General features: G+C 33.5%; 9 protein-coding genes. All 9 read left to right on the top strand.

Features of this window, described 5'->3' with window-relative positions; all coding sequences use genetic code 11:
- Positions 1 to 160: 160 nt before the first annotated feature.
- The 9 genes from QZZ22_RS03190 (at position 161) to QZZ22_RS03150 (ending at position 11,661) form a co-directional block, all read left to right on the top strand.
- Complete coding sequence (locus tag QZZ22_RS03190) at positions 161 to 1,387, top strand: glycosyltransferase family 4 protein (RefSeq protein ID WP_292462625.1); 1,227 nt, start codon at positions 161 to 163, stop codon at positions 1,385 to 1,387.
- Positions 1,362 to 2,159 carry a hypothetical protein gene (locus QZZ22_RS03185; protein WP_292462624.1) on the top strand — a complete coding sequence of 266 codons (798 nt, stop codon included), beginning with the start codon at positions 1,362 to 1,364 and terminating at the stop codon, positions 2,157 to 2,159. Before QZZ22_RS03190 ends, QZZ22_RS03185 begins: the two co-directional genes overlap by 26 nt.
- Positions 2,156 to 3,181, top strand: coding sequence for a peptidoglycan bridge formation glycyltransferase FemA/FemB family protein (locus QZZ22_RS03180; protein WP_292462622.1), 1,026 nt, complete (start codon positions 2,156 to 2,158; stop codon positions 3,179 to 3,181). Before QZZ22_RS03185 ends, QZZ22_RS03180 begins: the two co-directional genes overlap by 4 nt.
- Positions 3,182 to 3,215: 34 nt before the next feature.
- Positions 3,216 to 4,421: a glycosyltransferase family 4 protein gene (locus QZZ22_RS03175; protein ID WP_292462620.1), complete on the top strand. Its 1,206-nt coding sequence runs from the start codon at positions 3,216 to 3,218 to the stop codon at positions 4,419 to 4,421.
- A 134-nt stretch (positions 4,422 to 4,555) separates the two neighbouring features.
- Positions 4,556 to 5,764, top strand: coding sequence for a hypothetical protein (locus QZZ22_RS03170; protein WP_292462618.1), 1,209 nt, complete (start codon positions 4,556 to 4,558; stop codon positions 5,762 to 5,764).
- On the top strand, positions 5,710 to 6,867 hold the full coding sequence (locus QZZ22_RS03165) for a glycosyltransferase family 4 protein (protein ID WP_292462617.1): 1,158 nt from the start codon (positions 5,710 to 5,712) through the stop codon (positions 6,865 to 6,867). The genes QZZ22_RS03170 and QZZ22_RS03165 overlap by 55 nt, the downstream gene beginning before the upstream one ends.
- A gap of 130 nt (positions 6,868 to 6,997) precedes the next feature.
- Entirely contained in the window at positions 6,998 to 8,929 is a 1,932-nt protein-coding gene (locus QZZ22_RS03160; protein ID WP_292462615.1) for a hypothetical protein, read from the top strand.
- 68 nt (positions 8,930 to 8,997) lie between these two features.
- Positions 8,998 to 10,104, top strand: coding sequence for a glycosyltransferase family 4 protein (locus QZZ22_RS03155; RefSeq protein WP_292462613.1), 1,107 nt, complete (start codon positions 8,998 to 9,000; stop codon positions 10,102 to 10,104).
- A 69-nt stretch (positions 10,105 to 10,173) separates the two neighbouring features.
- On the top strand, positions 10,174 to 11,661 hold the full coding sequence (locus QZZ22_RS03150) for an oligosaccharide flippase family protein (RefSeq protein WP_292462611.1): 1,488 nt from the start codon (positions 10,174 to 10,176) through the stop codon (positions 11,659 to 11,661).
- Positions 11,662 to 11,892 lie beyond the last annotated feature (231 nt).

Here is an 11,892-nt window from a genome sequence, read left to right as displayed (position 1 = left end):
TTTAGAGATAATAGTACGGATGGTACATACTCTGCAAATATATTGTTGCAGATGGAAGGTATTGAAAAGAATATTTGTTCATGATCAGTGAAATTCATATTTTTATCATAAAATCATAAAAATAAAGACGAAGTCATTGAATTGGGATTAAGGTTGTAAAATGATTCCACCAATCCAAAGAACACAAATTGAAAAAACCAATGTGTGTATGATTGCATATCGTTCCATACCTAAATTTATGAATAGATTAAAGATAGCCCAATCTTTATGCGAAAAGGAATGTGATGTTGACTTCATTTGCATATTAGATGAAAATCAACAATCGGAAGAAAAAATATATGATGTAAATGTTATCCGGATAAACGGCGATCATCAGAGGAAGGATTATTCTAAACTACTGTATAATTATATATCATTTATTACACGATCCTTTTTCAAGGTCCTTGATCTAAACCGAACGAAAAGATATTCCTATTTTCATATTCATACGCCTCCTGATTTTCTTATAGTAATAGCTATTCCATTTAAACTGATCTATGGGTCCAGAATAATTTTGGATTTACATGATATGTTTCCAGAAGCTGTGGAAAGTAACTTACGTTTTAAAGGAAGTAGCATATTAGTTAAGTTATCAGAGATGATAGAGAGAATCTCTATTTCTTTTTCAGACGCGATCATAGCAACTAATTCGTATGACAAAGAAATCATTGCATCTCGAAATAAAGTTGACCCTGATAAGATATTTGTTGTGATGAACACACCAAACTTAAAACAGTATACTATAGAAAATGCGGTGAAAAAAGATTACGGTCTTGAGAATAAATTCATTGTCCTATTTCAGGGAACCGTCTGGAAAAGAAGGGGCATTCAAACTATAATAGATTCTGTTAATCAATTAAAAAATAAGATACCCATTTACCTGATAATTGTCGGCGATGGTCCATTTGTAGAGAACTTAAAAGATATTGTGGCTGAGAAAGATCTCAATGATCTCGTCGAATTTACCGGGTGGGTAGACTTAAACACACTTTCAAAATACATTTCTATGGCAGATGTTTGTGTAATCCCCTTCTTAAAGACAAAGGTCAACGAAAGAGGGGTCCCAAATAAATTATTTGAATATACCATTCATGAAAAACCAATAATCGCATCAAGGTTAAAAGGAATGGCTTTGACTTTTTCTGAGAAAGAGATACTATTTTATGAGCCCGGAAATGCAGATGATCTGGCAGAAAAGATACTTTGGTGTTTTAATAACCCGGAAGAAACCAGGAAGATGATCAGTGATGCCAAACGAAGATACGAAGAAGAATATTCATGGGAGAAAATGGAGAACGAATTGTTGAGATCATATGACTCATTTGAAGGGAAGTGTTCTTGTGATTAAAGACCATGATTTTGATTTTACAATGGATAAGTTCGAGCAGCTCTGCTTTTCATTAGAGGAAAATAACTACCTCCCAATTACTCTGGCTGAATATATGACAGCGGACATATTACCTGAAAAGTATATGATGATGCGTCATGATATTGACAGAAACCCCTCAAAAGCACTGGAAACTGCAAGAATTGAGCAGGATTATAACATAAAAGCAACTTATTATTTTAGGGCAATTAACGATAAACTATTTTGTCCGGAAATTATAAACAAAGTCAAAAAAATGGGGCATGAGATCGGATACCACTATGAGGTTCTAAATGAGTGTAAGGGTAATTATGAAGAAGCAATAAAGCTTTTTGAGTCTAATTTGAAAAGGTTTAAAGATCTATGTGATGTAAAAACTGTATGTATGCATGGGCAACCGTTGTCAAAATATGATAATCGTGATCTATGGAAAAAATATGATTACAGGGATTTTGGAATTCTCGGAGAAGCTTATTTGTCTATTGGCGATTCTGTAAATTATTTATGTGATACTGGACGAAACTGGAATTTTGATCATTGTATAAGAGATTTTATTCCTAATAAAAAAGAAAATATTCGTATTAATTCGACTAATGATCTTATTCAATTAATTGAAGGCGGCAAAACTAACAATTTTTACATTTTAACTCATCCGGAAAGATGGTCCTCAAATGGTTTTGAATGGCTGTTATTTTATTCTAAAGACATGGTTTTCAATTTAGGGAAGGAGTTTTTGAGGATGACAAGATCATGATAGAAATAATAGAGAATGTTACAGAAGAAGCATGGGAAAAATTTCTATACACATGTGATGATGCGACTATTTACCACACTCCCGAATGGAAAACATTTTTGGAAAAAACCTTTGGATATAAATCCAAATATCTATTTGCAAAAGATGAAAGTGAGAATATTATAGGGTTGTTAGCTTCATTCTATGTTAGAAGCAAATTAAGAGGCAATGAACTTTGCACAGTCCCATTCTCCTACAATAGCAGTTGTATTGGTTCAGAGTCTGCAAAAAAGGATTTGTTAGACGAGGGGATAAATCTATATCATAAATTAAATGCTGATCGGTTTGAGATCAGAGATAAAGTAAATCATGATAAATTCCAGTTTCAAAATTCATTTTGTGCACATACCGTTGAATTATCCTCAGATCCTAATGAAGTCTGGCAAAAAATAAGTAGGGGTACTAGAAGTTCAACTAAAAAACCAATCAAGAATGGCCTCTCTGTTTATTCTACTAAAAGCCTGGAAGATCTGAAAGAATTTTGCGAGTTAAATTGCATTACTAAAAAAAAGATTGGCGTCCCATGTCATCCATGGAAATTTTTTGAAAATTTGTTTGAGTTGATGGATGAATATGTTATTCTTTATGTTGTAAAATATAACAATGAGATTATTGCAGGAGGGGTTTTTCAGTATTTTAAAGATACTGTTACTTTCGGATATGCCGCTTGCAATCCCGGTTATCTTGATCTGCGCCCTAATAATTTAATTGTTTGGAAAAGTATCGAAGATGCATGTGTAAATAACTATAAATACTACAATTTTGGGCGTTCATCATATGACAATAAAGGATTGATTGCTTTCAAAGAAAGATGGGGAGCTGTTGAGACTGAAATATGCTATAGTTACTATCCAAATATCCCTACTTCATCAATTATGAATCGTGATAACTTAAAGTATAAATTGGGAAGACAGGTTTTTAGAGAAATGCCGATTAAAATGTATAAACCAGTTAGCGAAATACTTTTCAAGCATTTATATTAAAAATTCTGAATATTCCACCTGTTTTAGAGGATAAATGACGCACAGTGATAATTCACACAGAAAAAAAAACGACAATGTATGTATGGTTGCATATAGATCTTTACCGAGGGATATTAACAGGATGAAAATATCCCGATCGCTGCATAATAATGGATATGATGTGGACTTTGTATCCTTAAAATATAAAGATCATCAGGGCACAGAGAGAATAAACGATATAAACATAATCAGGGTAACAGAGGAATTGCAAACAGATAATTTTCTAACAGTTTTCACAAATCATATATTATTTGGTATAAAAGCATTTTATAGAATTTCTCTCTTAAATAACTCACAAAAATATTCTTTTTTTCATGTACATAATCCTCCGGATTATTTAATTTTAATAGCTATTCCATTCAAACTGATCTATGGTTCCCGGATAATTCTGGATTTGCATGATATGCTTCCTGAGGCTGTGGAAAGTAACTTACAGTTCAAGGGAAGTGGGATTTTAGTGCAGGTATCAAAGATTATTGAAAAAGTAGCAGTTCACTTTTCCGATGCTATCATAGCTACGAATTCATATGATAAAGAAATCATTTCAGCTCGAAATAACGTTGATCCTGATAAGATATTTGTTGTAATGAATATACCAAACTTAAAACACTACACTATAGAAACTGCAGTGAAAGAAGATTATGGGCTTGAGAATAGATTTATTGTCTTATTTGAAGGAACCATCTGGAAAAGAAGAGGTATTCAAACTGTTATAGATGCCGTAGAGCTGTTAAAAGACACTATACCTATTTGCTTTTTAGTTGTTGGCGATGGTCCCTCCCTACAATACTTAAAAGATATTGTTGTTGAGAAAGACCTTAATGACTTCGTCAAATTTACCGGGTGGGTAGATTTAAATACACTTTCAAAATACATTTCTATTGCAGATGTTTGCGTAATTCCCTTCTTAAAGACAAAGGTCAACGAAAGAGGGGTCCCAAATAAATTATTTGAATATACCATTCATGAAAAACCAATAATCGCATCAAGGTTAAAAGGAATGGCTTTGACTTTTTCTGAGAAAGAGATACTATTTTATGAGCCCGGAAATGCAGACGAGCTGGCAGAAAGAATACTTTGGTGTTTTAAAAACCCGGAAGAAACCAGAAAGATGATCATTAGCTCCAGACAAAGATACGAAGAAGAATATTCATGGGATAGAATGGAGAAGATACTATACGAATGTTTTGAAAGCGTATAGTAAATATTACTTACTTTGGTCACATTAAAGGTCAGAGACATTTCAATGCAATGGAACAAAATTAAGACTAATTGAAATGTTGATGACAAGATATTTATTGATTAAATCTACTATTTACGTTGGGGTTTGAGAGCGTGGGTATTGGAGATAGTAATAACTTTGTATGGGAATCAGAAAAATCCCTTTACGATTGGACAAAAAATGAGAGTTATTGTGGTTGGGACATTTATGATGCATTGAATAGTGAATTAGTCCAGAAAATCTGTATGGACCAAAAACCACTTCAAATAATAGCAACCCAATTTAACAAATATTCTCCACTAAATTTCAGATCTCTCCTTAAGATAAATAAAGGAGTCGATATGAAAGGTATGGGCCTATTTAATCAATCATTCTCTAAAATGTATAATATTACAAAGGATGATAAATATAAGGCCGATATATTAAACGCTATAGAGATTTTTAAAAAAGAGTCAGTCAAATCTGAATATGGTTATGATTGCTGGTCTCACTATTTTAATTACACAAGTGCTGACAAAAACATATTGTCCCCCAGAGTACCCGATGTAATTACAACATCCAATGTCATTAAATCACTGGTTGACAGTTATTTCGTGGTTCAAAGAGATGATTTGAAAGAAATGAGCGAAAGTGCTTATCAGTTCATACGAAATTATCTTTTAAAAGAAACAGAAGATGGCCTTTTCTATTTAATGTACAGTCCATTGGATAACGACAAAATGGTGATAAATGCTTCTGCTTTAGGATTAGAAGCTATATCTAAATTGATGTATTTGTTTGAGAACGATAAAGAAATGAAAGAGATAGCCCGCAATCTTTGTGATCTCTTAATAAAAACACAACGATCAGATGGTTCCTGGGTATACAGTAAATATCATAATGGAAAAGAGAGGATACAAACAGATTTTCACCAAGGGTTCATATTGGATGGATTGATCGAGTATTTACCGTTTGCTGCTACGGATGAAAAAGCAACTGTACTCGAATCGATCCAAAAGGGCATAGACTTTTACCGAAACAAACAATTCCTTGACGATGGCAGATGTCATTTCCGTTATCCTCGATTTTATCCGAATGATGCACATAGTCAGGCCCAGGGCATAATTACTTTCAGCAAATTTAGTCTTTACGAACCCGAATACTTAGATTTTGCAGGAAAAATTGCCAGATGGACTATTTCAAACATGCAGGATGATTCCGGTTATTTCTACTATTACAAACATCGGTTTTTCACAAACAAAATTCCTCATATGAGGTGGTGTCAGGGTTGGATGATGTTAGCTTTATCCACTTATCTGGAAAGAGCAGAGATGGTAAAATGACAAGGGTACTGATGTGTGGACCGATTGCAAAAGCAGGCGGTGTTTCAGCACATACCATTAACTTGACGAATTCACTATTAAGAACAGGCTCAACTGTAATTCCATACAGTTTTCTGGGAGATTCGGAAAAAGAATTGGAGCCTTCTGAAGTAGGTGCTTTCAGAAAAACATATTACAGAACATTAGGATTGGTTATTGAATCGTATAGGAAAAGAAGTGAATACGATATAATTCACATTCAGACCTCGGGTGGTATTTTCAGTTTCATATCTTCAATCAGCGGAATCGCAGCAGCTAAAATGTTAAAAAAACATTCTGTTGTCACATTCCATTTTTCATGGATCGATTTCTATAAAAGATATCATGGAATTATCAGTTTTGTAATTCAAAATTGTGATACTTTTGTTACTGTTTCAGAAAGAAACAAACGATTATTGCTGGACTATGTTGCCGATAACTGTGCATCGAAAATAAAGGTCATACCTAATGGCTATGATGACAATTTGTTCAGGCCCCTTTTGAAAGAGGAGTCAAAAAAGAAGCTTCAAATTCCTTCTGAATCGATTGTCATTGTAAGTATTGGTAATTTGTTGCCACATAAAGGACATAAGAATCTGATCGAGGCTGTAAGCATACTCAAACAAAAGTTCCAGCTGGACAATCTGCTGTGCTATATTGTAGGAAATGGTCCTAGCTACAACGAATTAGAGAGTTTGATAGAAGAGCATTCTCTTGAAGGTTCTGTAATTCTCACTGGAAGAGCTAAATGGGATGATTTACCATTATATCTGAATTCTGCAGAATTATTGATATTTCCAAGCTTTTTAGATGGAGAAAGTTTTGGTATTGTCCAGATCGAAGCAATGGGATGTGGGAAACCTGTTGTTGCCACTCGCAATGGTGGTAGTGAAGAAATTATAATTTCTGATGATTACGGGCTACTTGTTGAACCGGGTAACTCGCAGGATCTGGCAGAGAAGATAGGCATTGCTTTGGAGAAAAAGTGGGACGAGAAGAAAATTTTGAATCATGTCCAACAATACCAGTGGGAGAATATAGCTGCGCAGGTTCAATATATTTATACATCTCCTCCATGCAAATAACATTAGGAATTAAAATGTTATTTTTATAAATTTCCTTGAAAATCTATAGTATGGTGTTCTCTGATTTAAGGGCCATCGTGGTTTGATTATGAGCAGTGATAAAAGAATATTTAGCTTAATGAGGTAGACAATGATCATTAAAGTTAAAAAACCACTCAAAGATAATATTACCATTAATTTAGCTTTAATTTTGCCGTTTCTAATTGTTTTTGCTATATTAAGTGGTGTTTTTGGAGCAGTTATTCTCAATAGATTTGACTTACTTATAAGAGGTTCAATAATAGCAGTTCCAGGAATATTTGCTGCAGTTACTTTATCTTATATCTATAAAAACTCAAATGAAAGAAAAGAGCATAATTCTAGTTTGGTCAACTTAAGCGAAAAGAAGTGTATAAAATTATTTTGTATTCTTTACTTGGCGAGTCTCATCATCCTGCTCATGTCAACTACTCGACCTTTACAGTATTTAACTATTATATTAATATTATATTTCATTGTTTTCATTCAAATATTCACTCGATCAAATAGTCCCCATATAATTTTATTTGAAATATTCTTTCTACTATTAAATTTAACGTATAGTGTCACTTTAAAATATTCATTATACTTTGGTGGAACTGATATATTGCCACATATGTTCCTTTCAGAGGTAACTTTTTTGTCAGGTCACACTATTCCTATAGATTTGAGTAGCGCTTATGCGGATTTTCCATTATTTCATATTTTTATATCTGAGGTTTCATATTTACTTGGTTCCAATATCCAGATCTCTTATTTTTTAATAACAGCGCCTGTCTTTGCAACTTCTATATTTTTTGTATATTTAGTAATGCTTAATATCTCTAATGATAAGAGAGTATCACTATTATCGTCTTTGCTTTTTTCAACATTTAGTGTTACTGTTTATTCCGGGATGTATATGGTGACACGAACTATGGCATTTATTGGTTTTGTTATAATCTTATATTTAATATACAATAGAAATAGTAAAAAATCACCTCTTTTAAAAACATTAGGGCTTTTATTTGGGATGTTCATCATATTAGTTCATCAAGTGTCAATACCACAAATAATTGTCATCTTTTTCCTAATTCTATTTGTTGAAATAGTACTAGGTAAGATAATGCAAGACAAAAGTAGCTATATAAGTCAAACATACGTGTTACTTCTAATAGTTAGCTTCATTGCTTATTGGCTTTATGTAAGCTATGCCTTTACTCAATCATTAACGGCACTGTACTTTGATTCTACAAATTATGAATCTTTGTCAATGAAACCAACTATCCAGGCAGGTAATCAATGGTATTTTATTTTCAACAATATCGGTTATTCTGCAGTTACTTTTTTGGCATTGGTAGGAATCGGAGGGACATGGTATGTACATAAAAAAAGTTACCTGCAAGTATTTGCTCTGATTTCGTTGTTGATACTACCACTGTATATTCCTACTCCTTTGCAACTTTTTTGGAATACAATGACATTCTTTAGATTTGATAGATTCATCTTGTTAGTGAGTCCCTTTATAGCTTTTATGATGGCCTTAGGTTTAATTTACTTAATGGAGCTTTTTCAATTTAAAAAAATAAATAAAAGCTACTTTTACACCATTTCACTTTTACTCCTATCAATACTTGTGGTCTCTTCAATAATATCCACATCTCCGGAACCGAGTTATAGCATCGATTCTGAAAGAAGATATTTTGATTCCGCGGAAGTGGCTTCTTTCAACTATGTCTTCGATTACATCCCATATGGTTCCCAATTATATTCAGATTATTTTACTAGAAGATATATACCATTCCAAAATTTTAGTCAGACTGAAACTTTAGGGCTTCCCTATTATAATGAAAGTTTTCGGACTTCTCTTAGCGTACGCAATATTCAGAGAACCAACGGATACATAGTCTGGCGTAACAAAGCTTTCCTTGAGTCAGGTTTAAGAGTAGGGGACGGAGGAATGGTGGATATGAGATCAGATAGTCCGGAATGGAATCGGATGAGCTCAGAGTTTGAAAAAAGAAATAAACTTTACTCAAATTCTCATGTAGAGGTATATTATTAAAAGTCTTTTCCAATTTGGAACGTTTATTATACATTTTATTTGAAGGGAGTAATATGGTGAAAATCTGTATGCTGGTTACAAATCCTTGTACAACTGATGCAAGAGTATTAAAAGAAGCTACTTCTCTCTCCAAAGGTGGACATGAGGTAGTGATCTGGGCAATATCTAAAGATGAAACACCGAAATTCCAACAGAAAGATGGTTTTTCTATAAAAAGAATTAATAAAAAAATGAAGGAGAACTCGTTCATGGGAAAACTAGAGCATTCTCCAAAGTTTATATCTCATTCAATTAAAGAAAATGCAGATGTTTATCATGCTCACGATATGAGTACTTTGTTAGAATGCTATATTGCTTCAAAATGGAATAGATCAAAAGTAGTATATGACTCCCATGAACTGTTTATAAGAGACTTCAATAGTAAAAATAACTATAAAAATATCTATTACTACCTGGAACGTTTCCTTATAAAGAAAGTTGATCTAATAATTACTGTCAATGATTTTATAGCTCAAGAATTACAGCAACGTTATGATCTTAAAAATGTTCCGTCTGTAATCATGAATTGTCCCTCCCTGCGTAATTCTAACGAATGTAATACAAATACCGAACTGGAGTCAAAGTATGATGGAAAAAATGTTATTGTTTTCCAGGGAATAATAAGGGAAGGTCTGGGCTTAAGAAATTTGATCAAATCTGTTGCTTATCTGAGCGATGACTATAATTTACTTATAATAGGTGATGGACCTCTCCTTGATGAATTGATTGATCTGTCTAAACAATTATCACTAGGTCAAAAAATCCATTTCACAGGAAGGATTCCTCACGAAGAATTGCTTTCATACACAAAAATTGCACATCTGGGTGTAATTTATCCAGAGAAATATAATTTAAGTCATTATTACATGGCACCAAACAAATTCTTTGAATATATCCATTCCAATATTCCAGTACTGGTTCCAGATTACCCATTTCTAAAAGAGAATGTATTAAAATACAAGATTGGTTTGCTAGCGGATAGTGAAAATCCCGAGGATTTTGCTAAATGCATCGTGAAATTTTTCAGCAACAGGGAGGAGTATGAAGAAATGAAACAAAATACTGAAATTGCAAAGAATAATTTAAATTGGGAAAATGAAGAAAAAAAACTATTAGAATTATACAGCAAGCTATGACTGATTTTTATAAATACTATTTATATAACTATAGGTTTAACAGCGAATTTTGAATAAAGGTACAAATAAATGAATCATGAGGAGGAAAAAACAAACGATACTTCTACCAATCAAAAAAAGCATAAAAGCTTCGCATCTGATGTTTTAACACTTGTTGGTGGAACAACTTTTGCTCAAATAGTCAGCCTATTAGCGGCTCCTATACTTACAAGGCTCTACGGGCCAGAAGATTTTGGAGTGTGGGCCCTATTCATTTCCGTTACCGGAATTATAGGGGTTATTGCCTGTCTTCGATATGAACTTTCAATAATGCTGCCGGAGTCAGATGATGATGCTATAAATCTTCTTGCTTTGAGTATTGCCATCGTTATAATGACATCAATAGTAACGATTCCATTAATATACATATTCAAGGCTCCCCTGGTTGTAGCTCTCAACTCTCCTCAGCTTGAAAATTATGTGTGGTTAATACCGCCATTTATCCTTATTAGTGGGGTTTTCCTTGCTCTGAATTACTGGAACTCCAGAACAAAAAATTTTAAGAGACTATCTTTTGCTCAGGTTTCCAGTTCACTCTCGTCAACTGGAACCCAGATAGGTGCTGGAGTCAGCGGATATACAACAGAGATTGGTTTGATCGCTGGGAGTTTTGTTGGAACGTTTATCTCTACAAGCGTCCTTGGAGGACAGATATGGAAAGACGATAAAAAACTGTTTAGAACATACATTCATCCAAGGAAAATGCTTATTGGTCTTAAAAGACATCGGAAATTTCCCCTCATTGATAGCTGGTCTGCTCTTCTGAACGCTATTTCCTGGCAACTTCCAGCATTTTTACTTGCATTTTTTTTCTCTCCTGCTATTGTAGGATTTTATTCGTTAGGATTTCGTCTGCTTCAAATGCCTATGAACTTTGTCGGTAAATCTATTTCACAAGTGTTCTTCCAAAGAGCTTCGATTGCCAATTACGAAAACAACTTGAACTTACTTGTTGAAAATGTATTCAGAGCTCTTGTGGTAGTCGGGATGTTTCCCATACTTACTGTTACAATTGTTGGGAGCGATATTTTCAGTGTAGTCTTTGGACAAACTTGGACCGAAGCAGGAGTATATGCGCAGATCCTGAGCATTTGGGCATTTGTATGGTTCATTTCCTCTCCACTAAGTTCGATCTATGTGGTATTGGAGAAACAACAATTTGGTCTCAAATTCAATGCTTTTAACTTTGCAACCCGGATATTATCTCTTGCAATAGGAGGCTATTTGGGCAGTGCAAGATTAGCATTGATTCTTTTTGCAGCATCAGGTATTATGGTATATGGATATTTGTGCCTAAAGATGATGTATTTCGCAGGGGTGAAAATGTCCAGAGTGGCACAGATTGTTACTTCTAATCTGCTATATTTTATCCCTGCAGGAACTATCCTTATTATTTTGAAATTACTTGAAGTAAACCAGTTTGTTATTGTAGCTGTTTCTGTTCTCCTTATTGCTATCTACTATGGATATATTATCACAACAGATAAGAAACTGAATTTGAAAGCCCATCTTTTTTAACTTATGTCCTAAAAAAGCATATCTTCTTTTTTGAAAAGTGAGTTTCAATTTATTGCAACTAATTACTTCTTGTTTAACTAATTACTTCTTGTTTAAAAGAGTCTTAAAATAGCTTTAAAATGACTTTTGAGTAACTTAAAGTCTTTTTTGGACCTGCAATGATATATATACATCAACGTATATTATCGAGGAGCTCGTCACAAAATGTAGTTACCCCACTTGATCCATTGA

This window comes from Methanolobus sp., assembly GCF_016278365.1.
GTDB lineage: Archaea > Halobacteriota > Methanosarcinia > Methanosarcinales > Methanosarcinaceae > Methanolobus.
Note: the sequence above shows the minus strand (reverse complement) of the source record. Positions and strands in the feature narration are given on the sequence as shown.

What these genes read in the sequence shown, in the direction of transcription:
- QZZ22_RS03155 (WP_292462613.1), top strand. Translation starts at nt 8,998, where the DNA reads ATGCTGGTTACAAATCCTTGTACAACTGATGCAAGAGTATTAAAAGAA.
- QZZ22_RS03180 (WP_292462622.1), top strand. Translation starts at nt 2,156, where the DNA reads ATGATAGAAATAATAGAGAATGTTACAGAAGAAGCATGGGAAAAATTT.
- QZZ22_RS03175 (WP_292462620.1), top strand. Translation starts at nt 3,216, where the DNA reads ATGACGCACAGTGATAATTCACACAGAAAAAAAAACGACAATGTATGT.
- QZZ22_RS03150 (WP_292462611.1), top strand. Translation starts at nt 10,174, where the DNA reads ATGAATCATGAGGAGGAAAAAACAAACGATACTTCTACCAATCAAAAA.
- QZZ22_RS03190 (WP_292462625.1), top strand. Translation starts at nt 161, where the DNA reads ATGATTCCACCAATCCAAAGAACACAAATTGAAAAAACCAATGTGTGT.
- QZZ22_RS03160 (WP_292462615.1), top strand. Translation starts at nt 6,998, where the DNA reads ATGATCATTAAAGTTAAAAAACCACTCAAAGATAATATTACCATTAAT.